This window comes from Pseudomonas solani, assembly GCF_026072635.1.
Taxonomy (GTDB): Bacteria; Pseudomonadota; Gammaproteobacteria; order Pseudomonadales; family Pseudomonadaceae; genus Metapseudomonas; species Metapseudomonas solani.
On record NZ_AP023081.1, the window covers coordinates 3,234,407 to 3,254,794 of the forward strand.

A 20,388-nucleotide genomic window follows, 5' to 3' on the forward strand; every position below is an offset into this window, starting at 1 on the left:
GGGGCGCGGGGTCAGACGGTCTTGGCGATGCGGCTGGCCAGCAGGGCCCAGCCGAACAGCAGGCCGCAGAGGATCACCAGCGGCCAGGCACGCCATTTCAGGTAGGGCGTCAGCTCCTGCATCGGCACCACTTCGCCATACAGGGTGGCCTTCTGGAACTGCGGGATGCTTTCGGTGATCTGGCCGAAGGGGTCGATCAGCGCGGTGACGCCGTTGTTGGTGGCGCGGATCATCCAGCGGCCGGCTTCCAGGGCGCGCATCTGCGCCATCTGCAGGTGTTGCAGCGGGCCGATGGAAGTGCCGAACCAGGTGTCGTTGCTCACCGTCAGCAGCAGTTCGCTGTTGGCCGAGAGGCCGGCGGCGAACTCCGGGTAGACCACTTCGTAGCAGATGAACGGGGCGATGCGGTACCCCTTGGCCAGCAGCGGCTGCTGGTCGGCCGGGCCCCGGGCGAAGTCCGACATGGGCAGGTCGAAGAAGGCGATCAGGCCGCGCAGCACGTCCTGCAGGGGACGTACTCGCCGAAGGGCACCAGCTTCTGCTTGAGGTAGGTGCCTTCACCTTCACCGACCACGGTGATGCCGTTGTAGTAACGCTTTTCACCGCGCTCATTGAGCTGGCGGATCGGCACCCCGGTGATCAGGGTGGCCTGGCGATCATGGGCGAAGCGGTTCATCACCGAGAGGAAGCCGTCGGCGTATTCCTTGAGCACCGGCACGGCGGTTTCCGGCCAGATGATCAGGTCGGCCTTCTCGGCGCTGAAGGTCATGTCGCGGTACAGCGCCAACTGCGCGTTGAGCTGCTCCGGGTCCCACTTCATGTTCTGTTCGACGTTGCCCTGCAGCGCGGCGACCTTCAGCGGCTCGCCGGCGGGTTTGGTCCAGGCGTGGCCTTTCAGGGCCTGGCCGGCGATCCAGGGGGCGACCAGCAGCACCAGGCCGGCAGCGAGGAAGCCCGGGCGTGTGCGCAGGCGCACCAGGTTGACCAGCAGGGCGGCGGTCAGCGCGAGGACGAAGGACACCAGCCACATGCCGCCCACCGGGGCGAGCCCGGCCAGGGGTGCGTCGAGCTGGCTGTAGCCGGCGTAGAGCCAGGGGAAGCCGGTGAGGAACCAGCCGCGGAAGGCCTCCTGGGCCAGCCACAGGGCGGCGAAGGCCAGGGCGTCGGCCAGGGGCGCTTCGCTGCGGCGGAACCAGCGCGCCCAGACGATGGCGGGCAGGGCGAAGAACAGCGCGACGCCGGCGCTGAAGCCACCGGTGAGGAAGGCTGCCAGCGGCACCGAGGCAGCGCCGTAGTCATGGATGCTGACGTAGATCCAGCTGGTGCCGGCGATGAACAGGCCGAAGCCGTAGCACCAGCCGCGGATGAAGGCGGCCTTGGGTGCCAGGTCGCGCAGGCCGAGGTAGAACAGCGCCAGGGACAGCAGCGAGAGTGGCCAGATATCGAAGGGCGCGAGGGCGAGCGGGGTGAGCGCGCCGGCCGTCAGGGCCAGCAGGTTGCCCGGCCAGCCGGGGCGGGTGATCCAGTTCATGCACAGTCCTTGGGCTTGGTGGCGCGGTCGCGCCCGGGGAGTTCGTCGCGGCGCAGTCTAGCCGGGCCGCGCCCACGCCGTGAAGCGGGGCGCGGCCTGGTCTCAGCGGGACAGCGGGCTGAGGCGCAGCAGGTGCAGGCGGCGGCTGTCGGCGTTGAGCACGCGGAAGCGGAAATCGCCGATCTGGGTGACTTCGTTGCGCTTGGGCAGGTGGCCGAAGGCGCCCATCACCAGGCCGCCGACGGTGTCGAATTCGTCTTCGGAGAAATCGGTTTCGAAGAATTCGTTGAAGGCGTCTACCGGGGTCAGTGCCTTGACGATGAAGTCGCCGCTGGGCAGCGGCTTGATGTAGCTGTCTTCCTCGACATCGTGCTCGTCCTCGATGTCGCCGACGATCTGCTCCAGCACGTCCTCGATGGTCACCAGGCCGGCGACGCCGCCGTATTCGTCGATGACCACGGCCATGTGGTTGTGGTTGGCGCGGAATTCCTTGAGCAGGACGTTGAGGCGCTTGGACTCGGGGACGAAGGTCGCCGGGCGCAGCATGTCCTTGATGGCGAAGGGGCGTTCCGGGTCCTGGAGGATCAGCGGCAGCAGGTCCTTGGCCAGGAGGATGCCCATCACGTCATCCAGGCCCTCGCCGATCACCGGGTAGCGCGAGTGCGCGGCGTCGATGATCGCCGGAAGGAATTCCTTCGGGCTCTGGTTGGCCTTGATGCTGATCATCTGCGAGCGCGGCACCATGATGTCGCGTACCTGCAGGTCGGCGACCTGGATTGCACCTTCGACGATCGACAGGGCTTCGCTGTCCAGCAGCTTGTTCTGGTGCGCTTCGCGGAGGAGCTCCAGCAGCTCCTGGCGGTTCTTCGGCTCATGGGCAAAGGCCTGGGTCAGCTTTTCCAGCCAGGACCTGTGCCCGTTGCTCGATCGATCTTCGCTCATATGTCCTTGCTCGGTGCCTTCTTATTCGTCATCGCGGTAGGGGTCGGGGTGGCCCAGTTCAGCCAGCAAATCCCGTTCCAGCGCTTCCATTTCTTCGGCTTCTTCATCTTCGATGTGGTCGTAACCGAGAAGATGCAGGCAGCCATGAATCACCAGGTGCGCCCAATGGGCGTCCAGGGCCTTGCCCTGTTCAGCGGCCTCGCGGGCCACCACCGGGGCGCAGATCACCAGGTCGCCGAGCAGCGGGATATCCAGCAACTCGTCGGGCACGTCGGCGGGGAAGGACAGTACGTTGGTGGCGTAGTCCTTGTGCCGCCAGGTGTTGTTCAGCTCGCGGCCCTCGGGCTCGTCTACCAGGCGGATGGTCAGCTCCGAGTCGGCACTGCGCTGACGCAGGGCCAGTTCGCACCAGCGGCGGAAGTCGGCTTCGCCGGGCAGCCCGGGGGCTTCACTGGCCAGTTGCAGGTCGAGTTCAAGCATCGGCGTCGATCGCACCCGGGTCGTTGTCGGCAGGCTTGGGCTTGGGCTGGTTGCGGTTGTCGTAGCGGTCATAGGCTTCGACGATGCGCTGCACCAGCGGGTGGCGGACCACGTCCTGGGACTTGAAGTGGGTGAAGGCGATGCCCGGTACGTCACGCAGCACATCGATCACGTGGGTCAGGCCGGAGCGGGTGCCGCGCGGCAGGTCAACCTGGGTGATGTCGCCGGTGATCACGGCCGTTGAGCCGAAACCGATACGGGTGAGGAACATCTTCATCTGCTCGAGGGTGGTGTTCTGACTCTCGTCGAGAATGATGAAGCTGTTGTTAAGGGTGCGGCCGCGCATGTAGGCGAGCGGGGCGACCTCGATGACCTGCTTCTCGATCAGCTTGGCCACCTGCTCGAAGCCGAGCATCTCGTACAGGGCGTCGTAGAGCGGGCGCAGGTAGGGGTCGATCTTCTGCGACAGGTCGCCGGGCAGGAAGCCGAGCTTCTCGCCGGCTTCGACCGCCGGGCGCACCAGCAGGATGCGGCGGACCTGTTCACGCTCCAGGGCGTCCACGGCGCAGGCGACGGCGAGGTAGGTCTTGCCGGTGCCGGCCGGGCCGATGCCGAAGTTGATGTCGTGGTCGAGGATCGATTTGACGTAGCGCTGCTGGTTGGCGCCGCGCGGGCGGATCATGCCCTTGCGGGTGCGCAGGGCGACGCTGGTGTCGACCTTGGCGGGGCTGGCCAACTGCTCCATCCCGGTTTCCTGGAGGAACAGGTGGACCATGTCCGGCGACAGCTCGCTGGCTTCGGTTTCACGGTAGAGGCGGCGCAGGAGGTTTTCCGTGGCCTGGGTGCGCTGGGCGTCGCCAACCAGTTCGAACTGGTTGCCGCGGTTGCGTATCTCGATGGCCATGCGCTGTTCGATCAGCCGCAGGTGCTCGTCGAATTGGCCGCAAAGGTTGGCGAAGCGACGGGCTTCAAAGGGTTCCAGGGTGAAGCGGTGCAAATCCAGGGGTGCGTTCAATGTCGTCTGTATGTGGCCGCCGAACGGCAGGGATAGGAAAGGAAGAATAAACCCAGGTGCCCGACTGTGAAAGCTCGGGCATCTCGGAATTCAGTGCAGGGTCTCGTTGATCAGGGTGCCGCGCAGGGAGTGGGGCAGGGCGTCGTCGATGTGGACGTCGACGAACTGGCCGATCAGCCGCGGGTTGGCACTGCGGAAGTTGACGATGCGGTTGTTCTCGGTGCGGCCCTGGAGCATGCCCGGGTCCTTCTTGGAAAAATCGCTGACCAGGATGCGCTGGGTGCTGCCGACCATCCGTCGGCTGATCTCGAAGCCCTGCTGGTGGATGCGGCCCTGGAGGATCATCAGGCGCTGCTTCTTGACCTCGTCCGGGGTGTCGTCCACCAGGTCGGCAGCGGGGGTGCCGGGGCGCGAGCTATAGATGAAGGAGAAGGAGAAGTCGAAGCCGACGTCTTCCACCAGCTTCATGGTGGCTTCGAAGTCCTTCTCGGTCTCGCCGGGGAAGCCGACGATGAAGTCGGAGCTGATGCAGATATCCGGCACTGCCGCCTTCAGCTTGCGCACGCGCGACTTGTATTCCAGTGCGGTGTGGTTGCGTTTCATCGCCGCGAGCACGCGGTCGGAGCCCGCCTGCACCGGCAGGTGGACGAACTTCACCAGTTCGGGCACCTCGGCGTGGGCCTGGATCAGCGCATCGGAGAATTCCAGCGGGTGAGAGGTGGTGTAGCGCAGGCGGTCGATGCCATCGACGGCGGCGACCACGCGGATCAGCTCGGCGAAGTCGGCGATGCGGCCGTCATGGGTGGTGCCCCGGTAGCCGTTGACGTTCTGCCCGAGCAGGGTGATTTCGCGCACGCCGTTGTCGGCGAGGTGGATGACCTCGGCGAGCACGTCGTCGAAGGGGCGGCTGACTTCCTCGCCACGGGTGTAGGGTACGACGCAGAAGGTGCAGTACTTGCTGCAGCCTTCCATCACCGAGACGAAGGCGCTGGGGCCGTCGACGCGGGGCTCGGGGAGGCGGTCGAACTTCTCGATCTCGGGGAAGCTGATGTCCACCTGGGGCACGCGGGTGCTGCGTGCCGCGTCGATCATTTCCGGCAGCCGGTGCAAGGTCTGCGGGCCGAAGACCACGTCGACATAAGGGGCACGATCACGGATCGCCGCCCCTTCCTGGCTGGCCACGCAACCACCGACGCCGATCACCAGCTGCGGGTTCTGCTGCTTCAGGTCACGCCAGCGGCCCAGTTGCGAGAACACCTTGTCCTGCGCCTTTTCGCGGATGGAACAGGTGTTGAGCAGGATGACATCGGCGTCTTCGGCGCGCTCGGTCACTTCCAGCGCCTGGTGTTCGCCCAGCAGGTCGACCATGCGCGAGGAGTCGTACTCGTTCATCTGGCAACCGTGGGTCTCGATGTAAAGCTTCTTGGCCATGCACGTTCGTCGGGTGGTTCGAAGAACCGCGCATTATAGTCGGCAGGCGCCTGGCTTCCTAGCGTCCACCGTCCGGAGCCGTGCTATGCTTCGCGCCCCTCGAACTTCCCCCTCCTGCCGCCTCCTCCATGACCAAGCGCGACCCGATCTACAAGGTGATCTTCCTCAACCAGGGCCAGGTGTACGAGATGTACGCCAAGCAGATCTACCAGAGCGATCTGTGGGGCTTTCTGGAGGTAGAGGAATTCGTCTTCGGCGAGCGCACCCAGGTGGTGGTCGACCCCAGCGAAGAAAAGCTCAAGGCCCAGTTCGAAGGCGTGGTGCGCAGCTTCGTACCCATGCACGCCATCATCCGCATCGACGAGGTCGAACGCCTCGGCACCCCGAAGATCAGCGAAGCCAAGGTCACCGGCAACGTCATGCCGTTCCCCATGCCGATGCCGGATAAGAGCAGCTGAAAGCCTGAAGCCTGAAGCTGGAAGTGTCGTGTGTAGGGTGGGTCGGGCGGCGTTCCGCGAGCGTAGCGAAACCCATGCGGAGCGGTGTTCGGCATGACTCCGAGCGGTGGACCGATAAAGCGTGGTCCACCCTACGTCCAGGTTGCGAAAACAAGAAAGCCTGGAGTTGACGACCATCGTCGATCCCCCAGGCTCTTCCAGCTTCCAGCTTCCAGCTTCCAGCTTCCAGCTTCCAGCTTCCAGCTTCCAGCTTCCAGCTTCCAGCTTCCAGCTTCCAGCTTCCAGCTGCTCCTAAGGCAACGGCGAGAAAGGCGAGCCGCCGTCGGCGGTCTGCAGTTCGATCAGGTAGTTGCGGAAGATCTGCCCTAGCACCTGGGTAGCGATCTCGAGTTCGTCGGCGCGCATCTGGCCGGAGACCATGTCGGCGGTGTCCATCGCCTCGTCCGAGCCGTTCACTGCGGCCATCTTCAGCACGATATAGGCCTGCACGTTGCTGGCCGGCACGCCTTCGCCACGGAAGAACATGTTGCCGAGGCGGAACTGTGCCTGGGCGTTGCCCTTCAGGGAGGCTTGCTCGAACCAGTTGAGCGCCTGGTGCAGGTCGCGGGGGGTGCGCTTGCCGTCGTAGTAGAACTCGCCCAGCTCGTACTGCGCCTCGGTGTCGCCGGCCTTGGCGGCCTGCTGGCAGTTGGAGAGGGCTTCCTGCTGGTCTTCGGGTTGCGTATTCAGGCTGCAGCGCCCGGTGGCCGAGATCAGCAGGGAGTTACCGCCGGCTTCGGCCAGCAGTGGGGAGAGGAGCAACAGGCTGCCCAGGGTCAGGATGCGGCCGGTGCGGTTCATGAAATCACAGCGCCTCGAAAAGCAGTGCGGGCGACGGGCCCGGCCGGCGAAACGCGCCGACCGTCACATTATGAAATAAGCAAGGCGCTTCTTACAAAGTCTTTGCGCGGATTTCCTTGCATCCGGGCGCTGGCCCGTAGGCGCGGCTCCCGGATGCAACGTCCGCGTAAAGCCGGTCAGGCCTTTTTCAGCTCGGCGAACGCGCGCTCGGCGGCGTCCAGGGTGATGGCCAGCTCGGCATTGCCGTGGGCGATGGAGGTGAAGCCGGCCTCGAAAGCGCTGGGCGCCAGGTACACGCCACCCTGCAGCATCAGGTGGAAGAAGCGCTTGAAGCGCTCGGCGTCGCTGGCCATCACGTCGTCGAAGGTGACGATGTCGTCGGCACCGCTGAAGTAGAGGCCGAACATGCCGCCCGCCTGGGTGGTGACGAAGGGAATGCCGGCGGCATCGGCACGCTGTTGCAGGCCGTCGAGCATGCGGCTGGTGTAGTCGCTCAGCTCGGCGTGGAAGCCGGGGCGGCTGATCAGCTTCAGGGTGGTCAGGCCGGCGGCCATGGCCAGCGGGTTACCCGATAGGGTGCCGGCCTGGTAGACCGGGCCCAGCGGAGCGATCTGCGACATGATTTCGCGCTTGCCGCCGAAGCAGCCCACGGGCATGCCGCCACCGACGATCTTGCCGAAGGTGGACAGGTCCGGGGTCACGTCGTAGTAGCCCTGGGCACCGCCGAGGGCGACGCGGAAGCCGGTCATCACCTCGTCGAAGATCAGCACCACGCCGTGCTGGTCGCACAGGCGGCGCAGGCCTTCGAGGAAGCCCGGGGCCGGGGGGACGCAGTTCATGTTGCCGGCCACCGGCTCGACGATGATGCAGGCCACGTCCTGGCCCACTTCGCCGAGCATCTTCTCGACGGCGTCGATGTCGTTGAAGGGCAGCGTCAGGGTGTGCTTGGCGAAGGCTGCGGGCACGCCGGCGGAGCTTGGCACGCCCTGGGTCAGCAGGCCGGAGCCGGCCTTCACCAGCAGGCTGTCGGAGTGGCCGTGGTAGCAGCCTTCGAACTTGATGATGCTGTCGCGGCCGGTGTAGCCACGGGCCAGGCGGATGGCGCTCATGGTCGCCTCGGTGCCGGAGCTGACCATGCGCACCATCTCCATGGACGGCACCAGGGAGCAGACCAGGTCGGCCATCTCGGTTTCCATGGCGGTCGGGGCGCCGTAGGAGAGACCGTGCTCCAGCTGGCGGCGCACGGCGTCGAGCACGTCGGGGTGGCTGTGGCCGAGGATCATCGGGCCCCAGGAGCCGACGTAGTCCACGTAGCGCTTGTCGTCCTCGTCCGTTACGTAGGCGCCCGCAGCGTGCTTGAAGAACAGCGGCGTGCCGCCGACGCTCTTGAAGGCGCGGACCGGCGAGTTGACGCCACCGGGGATGTGTTTCTGGGCGTTGGCGAACAGGGTTTCGGAACGGGACATGTCAGGCTCTCTCTGAAAACGGGTGTACGGGGCTCAGGCCGGATCGAACAGGGCGCTGAAGGCGCGCGCGCGGCGCTCCACTTCGGCGGGGCTGTCGGCGGCGAACAGGGCGTGGATCACGGCGATCAGGTCGGCGCCACGGGCGATCAGCTCGGGGGCGTTGTCCTGGGTCACGCCGCCAATGGCCACCAGCGGCAGGGCGAAGCGACGTTTGGCTTCGTCCAGCAACTCGGGCGTGGCGGCAGGGGCGCCGGGCTTGGTGTTGGAGTTGAAGAAGCGACCGAAGGCGATGTAGCTGGCACCTTCGCGCACCGCGGCCTCGGCGAATTCCAGGTTGGCGTGGCAGGTGCCGCCGATGATGGCGTTGCGGCCGAGCAGGGCACGGGCGGCGGCGAGGGAGCCGTCGCCCTGGCCGAGGTGCACGCCGACGCTCAGGCGCGCGGCCAGTTCGGCATCGTCATTGATGATCAACTGCGCACCATGGCGCGCGCACAGCTCGCGCAGGGCGTCGGCTTCGCGCAGGCGGCGGGCGTCGTCACCGGATTTGTCGCGGTACTGCAGCAGTCGGGTGCCGCCCTTGAGCGCCGCCTCGACGTAGGGCAGCAAGCGGCCGTCAGCGAGCAGGGCGCTGTCGGTGATGGCATAGAGACCGCGCAGCTTCATGAGCAGAAGTCCAGGGGCAGGCGGCGCGGCACGAACTGGCCCTGACCGGGCTGCTCGGCGTCACGCAGGGTGCGCCAGGTGTAATCGAGGGCGGTTTCCACGGCGCTGACCAGGTCCTGGCCGAGGGCCAGGCGGCCGGCGAGGGTGCTGGCCAGGGTGCAGCCGGAGCCGTGATAGCTGCCCGGCAGGCGCTGGCAGGTGAAGGTGTGCTGGCTGCCATCGCGGGAATAAAGGCGGTTGTGCACTTCGGTCTCGTCGCCATGGCCGCCGGTGATCAGCAGGTGGCGGACGAACGGCAACAGCTTCTCGGCGCACTGGTCGGCGGTGCCTTCGGGCAGTTCGGCGAGGATGCGTGCTTCCGGCAGGTTGGGGGTGGCCAGGGTGGCGACCGGCAGCAGGCGCTCGCGCATGGCGAAGCCGACTTCGTCCTTGCCCAGGGCGCCACCGCCGCCCGCGCGCAGCACCGGGTCGCAGACCAGCGGCACGCCCGGCAGGGACTGCATGATTTCCAGGACCGTCTCGACCATTTCCACCGAGCCAAGCATGCCCAGCTTGACGGCGGAGACCGGCAGGTCGGCGATCACCGCATGGGCCTGGGCCAGCACCCACTCGCGGTCGAGCACGCGGAAGTCGGAAACGTTGACGGTGTCCTGCACAGTGAGGGCGGTCACGGCAGGGGCGGCATGGCAACCCTGGGCGATCAGGGCTTCGATGTCCGCCTGGAGACCGGCGCCGCCACTGGGGTCGTGGCCGGAAAGACAGAGGACGATGGGGCGGGAGATGGGCTTTTTCATGGTGCGCGAGCTTATCACTTTTCCAACGCCCGGAGCCCGGCCGGCCCGTGCGCATTGTCGGACAAAAGGTCTCTGCGACAACCTGCCCCAGGGTGGGGCAGGAACACGCCCTTGCGTCTTCCCGTGTCATACCTTGTAAGTGCCGTTCTAGAGCGGCTGGTGGCTTATGGCAATGTGCCTCTTCGTGCGGCCTTGGGCTGTGCTAAAGTGAGCGAATTCGAACAATCAGGCCCCGTGTGGCGCGTCAGCAGGGGAAGAAGGGACTTCCCGACGCGCACAACAGGCCTTTGCGGGGCCTCATGCGGCGCGTCCTTCTGCTTCTTCTCCTTCTGGTTTCCACGTCCGTGCTGGCGGTCGAATTCGACGAACAGACCCGCCAACTGCCCCTCGGGCGGCACATGGACGTATTCGAAGACGTACGCGGCGACGCCAGCCTGGCCGATATCACCTCGCCCGCCCTGGAAAGCAGCTTCCGTCGCCACGACAAACCCGTGCTCAATGCCGGCTACTCGCGCTCGGTGTTCTGGCTGCGGGTGGACCTCGACTACCGCCCGCGCACGCTGGGCGGCCAGCAGCCCTGGTTGCTGGAGCTCGCCTACCCGCCGCTGGATCACCTCGAGCTCTACCTGCCCGACGGCCTGGGCGGCTACCGCCTGGCCCAGCGCACCGGCGACGCCTTGCCCTTCTCCAGCCGCGAGATCAAGCAGAACAACTACCTGTTCAGCCTCAACCTGCAGCCCAACCAGCCCCAGCGCCTCTACCTGAGGCTGCAGAGCCAGGGCTCGATCCAGGCGCCGCTGGCCCTGTGGTCGCCGCAGGCCTACCTGGAAGAGCAGCCCGGGCGCATCTACGTGCTCGGCATCATCTACGGCGTGCTGCTGGTGATGCTGATCTACAACCTGTTCATCTTCCTCAGCGTCCGCGACACCAGTTACCTCTACTACATCCTCTATATCGCCTCGTTCGGGCTCTACCAGATCTCGGTGAACGGCGCCGGCATCGAATTTTTCTGGCCCGACAGCCCCTGGTGGGCCAACGCCGCGACGCCCTTCCTGATCGGCTCGGCCTCGCTGTTCGGCAGCCAGTTCGCCCGCAGCTTCCTGCACACCGCCGAGCACAGCCCGTGGATGGACCGCACCCTGCTCGGGCTGATGGCCATGGGCGGCCTGGTGATGGTGCTGTCGCTGGCCGCCAGTTACGGCGTGGCCCTGCGCCTGGCCACCTCCCTGGCGCTGATCTTCACGGTGGTGATCTTCACCGCAGGCGTTCTCGCCTGGCTGCGGGGCATGCGGGTGGCGCGCTACTTCATCTTCGCCTGGACCACCTTCCTCATCGGCGGCGCCATCAACACCCTGATGGTGCTGGGCTACCTGCCCAATGTCTTCCTCACCATGTACGCCAGCCAGATCGGTTCCGCGCTGGAGGTCGGGCTGCTGTCCCTGGCCCTGGCCGACCGCATCAACGCCATGAAGGAAGAGCGCACGCGCATCCTCCAGGAAGCCGGGCGCAAGTTGGAGACGCTCAACCAGGAACTGGCCAACAGCAACCGCCTGAAGGACGAATTCCTCGCCACTGTCACCCACGAGCTGCGCACTCCGATGAACGGCGTGATTGGCTCCCTGGAACTGATGCAGACGGTCAAGCTCGACGTCGAGCTGGAGCAGTACCAGAAGACCGCCGCCAGCTCGGCGCGGGACATGATGCGCCTGGTCAACGACATCCTCGCCATGACCGAACTCCAGGCCGGCAAGCTCTACCCCCGGCGCGAACCCTTCAGCCTGCGTGGCCTGTTCGACAGCCTGCGCGCCCAGTACGCCCCGCGTGCCGAAGACAAGGGCCTGCGCTTCTCCCTGGAGCTGGATGAAAGCCTGCCCGACATGCTCGAAGGCGACGCCGGCAAGCTCTCCCAGTCCCTTGGCTATCTGCTGGACAACGCCATCAAGTTCACCCCCCGGGGCAGCGTCACCCTGCGCGTGTTGCGCCTGGAGTCCAGCGGCGACGACCTGGGCCTGCGCGTGGAAGTGGAAGACACCGGCATCGGCTTCCAGACCCCGGCCGATGGCTCGCTCTACCGCCGCTTCCGCCAGATCGACGGCTCCATGACCCGCGAATATGGCGGCCTGGGCATCGGCCTGGCCCTGGCGCGGCAGCTGGTGGAGCTGCTGGGTGGCGGCCTCACCCATGAATCCGAGCCCGGCCAGGGCAGCTGCTTCCGTCTCGACGTGCAGCTGACCCGGCCCGCCCAGCCGCAGTTGCCGGCCACGCCCCCGCGCCGCGCCGCCGGCCAGGCCCAGCGTCGGCCCGAGCAATGCACCGTGCTGGTGGTGGAGGACAACGCCATCAACCAGTTGGTGACCCGCGGCATGCTGCTCAAGCTCGGCTACCGCGTGCGCACCGCCGACAACGGCGCCGAGGCCCTGGAGCTGCTGCGCCGCGAACCGGTGGACGGCGTCCTGCTGGATTGCCAGATGCCGGTGATGGACGGCTTCGCCACCTGCCGTGCCCTGCGCGGCATGCCCACCTATGCCGACCTGCCGGTGCTGGCGATCACCGCCCACAGCCACAGTGGCGACCGCGAGCGCTGCCTGGCGGCGGGCATGAGCGACTACCTGGCCAAGCCGGTCAAGTTCGAAGAGCTGCGCACCCTGCTGCACGACTGGCTGCTCTGCCGGCCGGTGGAAACCAGCGCCTGAACAGTCCCGGCAGGCGGCGTTTTTCCCCTTTCCGACGGCGTTAATCCCGCTTTCTGCAAAGTCTGAATCCTGATTCACTGAAAAAAGATGAATCAGGATTCAGACCATGTCCTACCGAGTCACCGCCACCCGAATCGACCGTGACCAGGAACTGCGCCGGCGTATTCTCGATTGCGCGCTGGCCCGCGTGGCCGAGGGCGGTTTCGCCGCACTCACCATGCAGGCCCTGGCCGAGGACGCCGGCGTCGCCACCGGCAGCCTGTACCGGCACTTCCGCAACAAGGGTGAGCTCGCGGCCGAAGTCTTCGCCCGTGCCAGCCAGGTGGAAGTGGACACCCTGGCCCAGTTGCTGCGCGGCCCAGGCACCCCCACCTGGCGCCTGGCCGAAGGCCTGAACCAGTTCGCCGCCCGCGCCTGGAGCAGCCGCCGGCTGGCCTTCGCCTTGATCGCCGAGCCGGTGGACCAGGAAGTGGACGAGCAGCGCCTGCTCTATCGTGAGTCCTACGCCGAGCTGTTCATCGAGTTGCTGGAGGAAGGGCGCGCCAGCGGCGAATTCGACCTCCTCTCCACGCCCCTCACCGCTGCCTGCCTGGTGGGGGCCATCGCCGAAGCCCTGGTCGGCCCCTTGTCGCCGCCCGCCCGCGCCGCCCGTGAGCCCGGGCAATCCCAGGCCGACCTCGAACTGGTCAGCCGCAACCTCGTTTTCTTCTGCCTGCGCGCCGTTGGCGCCGCCATCCCTGCCTAGGAGAACCGCCATGAACCTGCACCAGTTCGCCGAGACCCATGACGTGCTCAACCAGGTGCCGTCCCTGGACGGCGCCAACCTCTACCGCGTCGACCTGCCCCTGCAGGAATGGACCCGCCGCTACGACGGCGGCTGGGCCGAGGCGCAGCTCGACCACTACGGTGCTGCGGCCGGCGGCGCGTTGATGGCGGCGGGTTTCCTCGCCAACGAGAACAAGCCGGTATTCAAGAGCCATGACCGCTACGGCAACCGCATCGACCTGGTGGAGTTCCACCCCGCCTACCACGAGCTGATGGCCTCGGCCATCGCCGCCGGCATCCCCTCGCTGCCCTGGACCGACCCGCGTCCCGGCGCCCAGGTGGCGCGCGCGGCCCTCAACTACCTGCACAACCAGCCCGAGGCCGGCAACGCCTGCCCGCTGACCATGACCTACGCCAGCGTCCCGGCCCTCAAGCTGCAGCCGGATATCGCCGAAAAGTGGCTGCCGAAGATCCTCTCCACCCAGTACGACCCGCGCAACCTGCCCATGGAGCAGAAGAGCGGCGTCACCATCGGCATGGCCATGACCGAGAAGCAGGGTGGCACCGACGTACGCGCCAACACCACCCGCGCCCACCCCGTCGGCATCCCCGGCCCGGGCCAGGCCTACGAGCTGGTCGGCCACAAGTGGTTCTGCTCGGCGCCCATGTGCGACGCCTTCCTCGCCCTGGCCTACACCGACAAGGGCCTGTCCTGCTTCCTGCTGCCGCGCCACCGCCCGGACGGCACCCGCAACCAGTTCTACATCCAGCGCTTGAAGAACAAGCTGGGCAACTGGGCCAACGCCTCCAGCGAGGTGGAATACCGTGGCGCCCTGGCCTGGATGATCGGCGAGGAAGGGCGCGGCGTGCCCACCATCATCGAAATGGTCTCCCTGACCCGCTTCGACTGCATGATCGGTTCCAGCTCGCTGATGCGTCAGGCGCTGACCCAGGCCGCGCACCACTGCGCCCACCGCAAGGTCGGCGGGCGCGTGCTGGCCGACCAGCCGCTGATGCAGAACGTACTGGCCGACCTGGCCCTGGAAAGCGAAGCCGCGCTGGCCCTGACCATGCGCATGGGCCGCGCCCTGGATCACGCCCACGACGAGCAGGAAGACAAGTTCGCCCGCCTGGTCACAGCCGTGGGCAAGTACTGGATCTGCAAGCGCGCCCCCGCGATGATCAACGAGGCCCAGGAATGCATGGGCGGCGCCGGCTACGTCGAGGAAACCATCCTCCCGCGCCTCTACCGCGAAGCGCCGGTCAACTCCATCTGGGAAGGCTCCGGCAACGTCCAGTGCCTGGACGTGCTGCGCGCCCTGTCCAAGGAGCCCGGCGTGCTCGACGCTCTGTTCGCCGAACTGGGAGACGGCCACGGCGACGCCCGCCTGGCCGCCCACATCGGCAACCTCAAGGCTGCCTTCCATGACACCGCCGACATCCAGTACCGCGCCCGCCAGCTCACCGAAGACGTCGCCGTGGGGCTGCAGGCCAAGCTGCTGCTGGAAGCCGGCAACGCCACCGTCTCCGACGCCTTCATCGCCAGCCGCCTCGGCCACGGCGGCCGCGTCTACGGCACCCTGCCGCGCGGCGTGGATGTCGAAGCGCTGATGGCGCGCAGCACGCCGCATCTGGTGTAACGCTCGGCGTGTGGCGTCGTAGGTCGGGTGAAACCCGGCGATCTTTCTGGCCAGCGGTTCAGCGCCGCTGCCAGATCATCTTCCCGCCCGTGCCCTCGGTGACCAGGTAGGGGTCGCTGAAGCGGTAGCGGGCGGCGGGCTGGTAGTCGGCGGCGCCTTGCTGGCGTACCAGCAGCACGCCGTTGTCGCTGCGCCATTGGCCGCTGTATTGCAACTGGCCGGGGCTGTCGTAACTCCAGTCGCCGCCACCGCCGGCGGAGCGGGTCCATTGCGCCACGCTGCCGTCGGCGCCGAGGCGCAGGGTCATCACGGTGTTGAAGGAGGCGAAGCCGGTGCCGCCGCTGCTGTTGATGATCTTCTCGTGCACCCAGTTGCCCACCAGGGCCGGGTCCAGGCCGCCGCCCGTGCTTTGGGGCTGTGCCTGTGCGTTCGCCTGGTCGGCGCGCAGGAACAGTGCCTGGCGCTCCAGTACCTGGCCGTTGCGCGGGTCGCGGGCGGCGATGCGGGTGGCGAGCTGGGCGTCGGCGTAGCGGGCGGCGAGGGTGGCGACCACCTGGCCGGATTGCGGCACGCTGATTTCCGCCCGCAGCACCTGGCCGTCGAAGCTGCCCTTGAGGTCGAGGCGCAGGCTGCCGTTCTCCACGTACTGGCCGCTTACCGCCTGGCCGTCCTGGCGCAGCACCAGTTCGGTGGGCTGGCCGTCGAGGTTGGCCTGGTAGCGGCCGTCGAGTTCGCCGGCCAGCAGGGAGCAGCAGTAGAAGGCGGGTAGCAGCAGGCAGAGAAGGCGGGCCATGGCGGAGGACTCGTCGTTGGGGTCGCCCAAGCCTAGTCGCAGGCCGTGCAGGCTGCCATTGCCGGGACAATCGTCGCGCAATGCACCGAAGGCTCTATGCCGCGGGCCCGGACAGCGGCAAGATAGAACCTGTTCGCACAGACAGGATGCCGATCGTGACCCAGGATACCCCCGAGTTTCTCATCGCCAGCACCGCCGAAGAGGCGGTCGACCGTCTGGCCGAGCTGCATGGCCGCGCCACCTCAGCGCTGAGCCAGGCCCTCAAGCTCTACCTCAAGGAACGGGCCGAGCCGGACGCCGCCCAGCGCGCGCAGTTCCGCTACCCGGAGTTGCGCATCACCTATCGCTGCCAGGGCGAGGTGCCGTCCACCGTCCGCGCCTACGCCAAGATGCAGGTGCCGGGCACCTACAGCGTCACCGTCACCCACCCCGCGGCCTTCCGCAAATACCTGCTGGAGCAGCTGCGCCCGCTGATGAGCGACTTCACCGTGCAGGTGGAGGTGGGCGTGAGCCAGCAGAACATCCCCTACCCCTACGTGGTCGAGCAGGGCGATGAGCTGGCCGGCACCGACGTGACCGCCGCCGCCCTGGCGCGGGTGTTCCCCAGCACCGACCTGTCCGCCGCCACCGATGGTGTCGCCGACGGGCTCTATGACTGGGAGCAGGCCGACCCGCTGCCCCTGGCACTGTTCGACGCGGCGCGGGTGGATTTCTCCCTGCGTCGCCTGGTGCACTACACCGGCAGCGACTGGCGCCATGTGCAGCCCTGGATCCTGCTGACCAACTACCATCGCTACGTCGACCAGTTCATCCAGCACGGCCTCACCCAGCTGCGCGAAGACCCGCGCTTCGTGCGCATGGTCCTGCCCGGCAACGTGCTGGTGGAGCGGGACATGAACGAGGAGACCATGCAGGCGGTGATCGACAGCGTGGTCTGGCACCGCTACCAGATGCCGGCTTATCACCTGATCGCTGCCGACGGCCATGGCGTCACCCTGGTCAACATCGGCGTCGGCCCGTCCAACGCCAAGAACATCACCGACCACCTGGCGGTGCTGCGCCCCCACTGCTGGCTGATGATCGGCCACTGCGGCGGGCTGCGGCAGTCGCAGACCATCGGCGACTACGTGCTGGCCCACGCCTACATGCGCCGCGACGGCATCCTCGACCGGGTGCTGCCGCCGCACATTCCGCTGCCGGCCCTAGCCGAAGTGCAGCAGGCCCTGCAGGACGCGGCGGCACTGGTTACCGGTGAACATGGCGAAGACCTCAAGCGGCGCCTGCGCACCGGCACCGTGCTCACCTACGACGACCGCAACTGGGAGCTGCGCTGGGCCCAGGAGCGCCCGCTGATCAACCTGTCGCGGGCGGTGGCGGTGGACATGGAAAGCGGCACCATCGCCGCCCAGGGTTATCGCCTGCGGGTGCCCTACGGCACGCTGCTGTGTGTCTCCGACAAGCCGCTGCACAGCGAGATCAAGCTGCCGGGCTCGGCCAGCGCCTTCTACCAACGTGCTGTCAGCCAGCACCTGCGCATCGGCATCGCCGCGCTGGACCTGCTGCGCACCCAGCTCAACTCGCTGCACTCGCGCAAGCTGCGCAGCTTCGACGAGCCGCCGTTCCGTTGATCGGCTGTGGATAACGACAAGGGCCGCATGATGCGGCCCTTCTTCTGTCTGGACTGAAAAGTCTGACGTCCTTTGGTGAGTTGCTCGCCAACAATACGCTCAGGTTTGCATTTAAGCTGCCGCACCCCAAGGACGAACGAGGTGACATCGATGGAGCAGGCCCGCCACTTACTCACGGCATTCTGGGAACCGTTCAGCTTCCTGAACCTTTTCGCCTGGATCAGCGGCGCACTGCTGTTAGGCACGATCGCCGGCCTGGTGCTGGCCATCCAGTTGCACCGTGGCGGTTGGCTGGCCCGCAGCAAGCGCTGGCATCACTGGACGCTCAAGCTGTATTTCCTGCTGCTGCCGCTGGCCGGAGGTGTGCTGGGATTCCAGGGCGGGATGCTGTACAGCGGACAGCAACAGATCAATCGGCACCTGGACAGCTACGCGCCGGCCGTGCAGCGGCTGGCCGATGACACCTGGCAGGACTTCCAGGCTTATGTCCAAGCTCAGGACGAGCAGCGACTGCAGGCCTTGCGCGGCGCCAGCGTGCAAGCGGCACTCAATCAACTGGCGCTGGATTACCTGCGCGGCGAGCGGCAGCAGGAGGCCGACGCGCGAGCCGAGGCGTCGCTGGCCGAGCGCGTGGCCTTCGACCTGCTCGATCGTCTGCGAGCGAGCCTGCTTGGCAAGGCCTTGGGCGAGGTGGCGGTGAGCGAGGCGGCGAGCTACAGCGGGCTCAACAAGAAGGTGCTGGCCGGGGTGCTCGATGCGCGGGTGGAGCAACTGTTCCAGGCCGAGTTCCTGCTGGACCTGCTGAAGCGCCAGGTCGGCCATGTGTTCAAGCCGTTTTACATCGCGCTGCTGCTGCAGCTCGGCCTGCTCCTGGTTTTAATCGCCGGGGAGTGGGGTGTTTCACGCTGGCTCCGCCAGATCCCGTCCGCCGCCCTGGCGGAGCCGGTCGCACTGGGGGCTCCGTAACAAACGGGCCGCGTGATGCGGCCCGTTTGTTACGGGCGGTGGCTCAGTTGCCGCTGGCCTCGGCGAGGCCGGTTGCGGCGTCGCCGTCCAAGGCGGGCACCTGCCACTGGTAGCCCGGCGTCGGCACGCGGAAGTTGTCGGCCTCGACGTTCCAGTCCGCCAGCGCCTTGGCCAGGTCCTTGGGCGGGGTGTACTGGCCTTCATCGGTGAGGTTGAAGGTGCCGAAGTGGATGGCCAGGCTGTTGCGCGAATCCAGCTGCTTGTGGGCCTGCACGGCATCGTCCGGGTTCATGTGGTTGTCGCGCATGAACCAGCGTGGCGCATAGGCGCCGATGGGCAGGGCGGCGAAGCGCATGGGCCCGAAGCGCTCGTGGATCAGGCGGAACTCCGGCCCCAGCCCGGTATCGCCGGGGAACAGCAGCGGGCCGTCCGGCGAGGTGACCACGAAGCCCATCCACAGGGTCCGGTTGGTGTCGCCGCGGGTGCGCGCCGACCAGTGCTGCACCGGCACCGAGTGCAGGGTGAGTTCGTCGTTCAGCGGCAGCTCCTGCCACCAGTCCAGCTCCACCACGCGGGCGAAACCGGTCTCGCGGATCAGCGGGCCGTTGCCCAGCCCGGTGGCCACGGTGGCCAGGGGGAAGCGCTCGGCCAGGCCACGCAGGCTTTCCAGGTCCAGGTGGTCGTAATGGTTGTGGCTGACCAGGATCAGGTCGATGGGCGGTAGCTGGTTGAGGCTCAGGCCCGGCTGCTGATGGCGGCGCGGGCCGATGAAGCTGAAGGGGCTGACGCGCTGGGACCACACAGGGTCGGTGACGATGTTCAGGCCGCGGTGCTGGATCAGCACGGTGGCGTGGTTGATGTAGGTGATGCGCAGCTCGTCGCCCTGCACCCGCTCGACGACCTCGGGGGCGGCGACGGCGGGCTCTTCCACCCAGGGCGCCTGCTTCTCGCGGTTGAACTGCCACTTCAGCACCGACCACAGGTCCTTGTGCGGCTTGGGTTCGATGTTGTGGAAACGCTGGCCGTCGAAGTGGTCCGAGGTCGGCCCCTGGTAGGGCGTGCCCGCACAGCCGGCCAGGGTCATCAGGCTGATCAGCCAGGTGGGGCGTAACGCACGGGGCATGGTGGTCCTCGCTCTTGCGGTGGTGGGGCGCTCAACCTAGCATGCGCTTCCGATACCCTGTCCACTGCCGCTCGTAACCAGCCATGTCGTCCCGCCCGCCGCGCTCTCCACGCCCTTCTTCCCGCCGCCCCCAGCCTGCCGCTCCCCGCCGCGTGGCCAAGGCGCCGCCGGCCGAACCGCGCCTGGTGCTGTTCAACAAGCCGTTCGACGTGCTCACCCAGTTCAGCGATGGGGAAGGGCGCGCCACCCTCAAGGATTTCATCGACATCCCCGGCATCTACCCCGCGGGGCGTCTCGACCGTGACAGTGAGGGCCTGCTGCTGCTGACCAATGACGGCCGCTTGCAGTCGCGCATCGCCGATCCCAAGCACAAGCTGGCCAAGACCTACTGGGTGCAGGTGGAAGGGGAGCCCAACGAAGAACAGCTGCAGCGCCTGCGTGACGGCGTCGAACTCAACGACGGCCCGACCCTGCCGGCCGAGGCGCGCCTGCTGGAGGCGCCGCAACTGTGGGAACGCGACCCGCCCGTGCGCTTCCGCAAGAGCGTACCCACGGCCTGGCTGGAACTGGTGATCCGCGAGGGGCGCAACCGCCAGGTGCGGCGCATGACGGCCGCCGTCGGCCTGCCGACCCTGCGCCTGGTGCGCGTGCGCATCGGCCCCTTCGCCCTGGACGGGCTGGGGCTCGGTCAGTGGAAGGACGTGCCGGCGCGTCTGGACTGAGCGCCGGCGGCTGGATCAGGAACTGATCAGTAGAAGGACTTGATCACTTCGATGCCCTTGTTCAGCACCTCGCACCAGGCGCTGCGTACCTCGGTGCTGTGATCCTTGTCGTGCTCGGCGATGGTCAGCAGCAGCGATTCCACCCACAGGTCGTACATCTCGGGGCGGATGTCGAAGCCCTCGCGGGAATGGGTGGCGCCGAGTGCGCGCAACTTGGTGTCGGGCATGCCGCGGGCGAACATCACCAGGTTGAGGATGCCCTGGCGCAGCAGTGCCTTCTGCGCCGGCATATCGGTCTCGGTGAACTTGGCGCGGATCTGCGGCGAGCTGTCGAGAAAGCGGCGATAGAAGGCATCGAAGAAATCGGGGTTGGCACAGCAGCGTCCATAGCTCTGCATGACGCGATCAGTGGCGTTCATGTTGTCTCCAGGCAGAAAA

18 protein-coding genes and 1 pseudogene are annotated in these 20,388 nt (G+C 67.0%); 7 read left to right on the forward strand and 12 right to left on the reverse strand.

The annotated features are described in order from the left end of the window. Positions 1-11: 11 nt before the first annotated feature. The 5 genes and pseudogenes from lnt to miaB all read right to left on the reverse strand — a co-directional run bounded on the left by lnt (position 12) and on the right by miaB (position 5,399). A pseudogene (gene lnt, locus PSm6_RS14675) lies at positions 12-1,531 on the reverse strand (apolipoprotein N-acyltransferase). A gap of 102 nt (positions 1,532-1,633) precedes the next feature. Beyond that, positions 1,634-2,473, reverse strand: coding sequence for a CorC family transporter (locus PSm6_RS14680; protein ID WP_021222012.1), 840 nt, complete (start codon positions 2,471-2,473; stop codon positions 1,634-1,636). 21 nt (positions 2,474-2,494) lie between these two features. Further along, on the reverse strand, positions 2,495-2,953 hold the full coding sequence (ybeY, locus tag PSm6_RS14685; protein WP_265170449.1) for an rRNA maturation RNase YbeY: 459 nt from the start codon (positions 2,951-2,953) through the stop codon (positions 2,495-2,497). Continuing rightward, positions 2,946-3,968 (reverse strand): PhoH family protein, encoded by a 1,023-nt coding sequence (locus PSm6_RS14690; protein WP_037022330.1) that lies wholly within the window; start codon positions 3,966-3,968, stop codon positions 2,946-2,948. The genes ybeY and PSm6_RS14690 overlap by 8 nt, the downstream gene beginning before the upstream one ends. 90 nt (positions 3,969-4,058) lie before the next feature. Further along, positions 4,059-5,399: a tRNA (N6-isopentenyl adenosine(37)-C2)-methylthiotransferase MiaB gene (miaB, locus tag PSm6_RS14695; RefSeq protein ID WP_043244993.1), complete on the reverse strand. Its 1,341-nt coding sequence runs from the start codon at positions 5,397-5,399 to the stop codon at positions 4,059-4,061. A gap of 128 nt (positions 5,400-5,527) precedes the next feature. Between miaB and PSm6_RS14700 the strand changes: the two genes are divergently transcribed. Next, positions 5,528-5,857, forward strand: coding sequence for a DUF1820 family protein (locus PSm6_RS14700; protein WP_021222008.1), 330 nt, complete (start codon positions 5,528-5,530; stop codon positions 5,855-5,857). Between the two features lie 291 nt (positions 5,858-6,148). On the opposite strand, the gene PSm6_RS14705 is transcribed toward PSm6_RS14700, so the two are convergent. From PSm6_RS14705 to PSm6_RS14720, 4 genes are all read right to left on the reverse strand, one after another. Next, entirely contained in the window at positions 6,149-6,697 is a 549-nt protein-coding gene (locus PSm6_RS14705; RefSeq protein WP_021222007.1) for a tetratricopeptide repeat protein, read from the reverse strand. 176 nt (positions 6,698-6,873) lie between these two features. After that, positions 6,874-8,163: a glutamate-1-semialdehyde 2,1-aminomutase gene (gene hemL / locus PSm6_RS14710; protein ID WP_021222006.1), complete on the reverse strand. Its 1,290-nt coding sequence runs from the start codon at positions 8,161-8,163 to the stop codon at positions 6,874-6,876. 33 nt (positions 8,164-8,196) lie between these two features. Then, a complete protein-coding gene (gene thiE / locus PSm6_RS14715) occupies positions 8,197-8,826 on the reverse strand; it encodes a thiamine phosphate synthase (protein WP_021222005.1) in 630 nt (209 codons plus the stop codon). Next, positions 8,823-9,620 (reverse strand): hydroxymethylpyrimidine/phosphomethylpyrimidine kinase, encoded by a 798-nt coding sequence (locus tag PSm6_RS14720; protein ID WP_021222004.1) that lies wholly within the window; start codon positions 9,618-9,620, stop codon positions 8,823-8,825. The genes thiE and PSm6_RS14720 overlap by 4 nt, the downstream gene beginning before the upstream one ends. 299 nt (positions 9,621-9,919) lie before the next feature. Here PSm6_RS14720 and PSm6_RS14725 point away from each other — a divergent pair, with 299 nt between their 5' ends. The 3 genes from PSm6_RS14725 to PSm6_RS14735 all read left to right on the forward strand — a co-directional run bounded on the left by PSm6_RS14725 (position 9,920) and on the right by PSm6_RS14735 (position 14,718). After that, a complete protein-coding gene (locus tag PSm6_RS14725; protein ID WP_265170450.1) occupies positions 9,920-12,313 on the forward strand; it encodes a hybrid sensor histidine kinase/response regulator in 2,394 nt (797 codons plus the stop codon). A gap of 106 nt (positions 12,314-12,419) precedes the next feature. Further along, positions 12,420-13,058: a TetR/AcrR family transcriptional regulator gene (locus tag PSm6_RS14730; protein ID WP_021222002.1), complete on the forward strand. Its 639-nt coding sequence runs from the start codon at positions 12,420-12,422 to the stop codon at positions 13,056-13,058. A gap of 10 nt (positions 13,059-13,068) precedes the next feature. Next, a complete protein-coding gene (locus tag PSm6_RS14735; RefSeq protein ID WP_265170451.1) occupies positions 13,069-14,718 on the forward strand; it encodes an acyl-CoA dehydrogenase family protein in 1,650 nt (549 codons plus the stop codon). A gap of 58 nt (positions 14,719-14,776) precedes the next feature. On the opposite strand, the gene PSm6_RS14740 is transcribed toward PSm6_RS14735, so the two are convergent. After that, positions 14,777-15,511, reverse strand: a complete 735-nt coding sequence (locus PSm6_RS14740) for a cell envelope integrity TolA family protein (protein ID WP_031288738.1) — start codon at positions 15,509-15,511, stop codon at positions 14,777-14,779. A 146-nt stretch (positions 15,512-15,657) separates the two neighbouring features. Between PSm6_RS14740 and amn the strand changes: the two genes are divergently transcribed. Further along, the gene (amn, locus tag PSm6_RS14745; protein ID WP_021221999.1) at positions 15,658-17,139 is read left to right on the forward strand and encodes an AMP nucleosidase; all 1,482 of its coding nucleotides are present in this window, start codon (positions 15,658-15,660) and stop codon (positions 17,137-17,139) included. Between the two features lie 150 nt (positions 17,140-17,289). Then, the gene (locus PSm6_RS14750; RefSeq protein ID WP_265170452.1) at positions 17,290-18,105 is read left to right on the forward strand and encodes a hypothetical protein; all 816 of its coding nucleotides are present in this window, start codon (positions 17,290-17,292) and stop codon (positions 18,103-18,105) included. A gap of 43 nt (positions 18,106-18,148) precedes the next feature. Here PSm6_RS14750 and PSm6_RS14755 read toward each other — a convergent pair whose 3' ends face one another. Then, entirely contained in the window at positions 18,149-19,228 is a 1,080-nt protein-coding gene (locus tag PSm6_RS14755) for an MBL fold metallo-hydrolase (protein WP_021221997.1), read from the reverse strand. Between the two features lie 152 nt (positions 19,229-19,380). On the opposite strand from PSm6_RS14755, the gene PSm6_RS14760 reads away from it, so the two are divergent. Then, positions 19,381-19,950, forward strand: a complete 570-nt coding sequence (locus PSm6_RS14760) for a pseudouridine synthase (protein ID WP_021221996.1) — start codon at positions 19,381-19,383, stop codon at positions 19,948-19,950. Between the two features lie 26 nt (positions 19,951-19,976). Here the strand turns inward: PSm6_RS14760 and PSm6_RS14765 are convergent, their stop codons facing one another. Continuing rightward, positions 19,977-20,369: a globin gene (locus PSm6_RS14765; protein ID WP_043245004.1), complete on the reverse strand. Its 393-nt coding sequence runs from the start codon at positions 20,367-20,369 to the stop codon at positions 19,977-19,979. Positions 20,370-20,388: the final 19 nt, after the last annotated feature.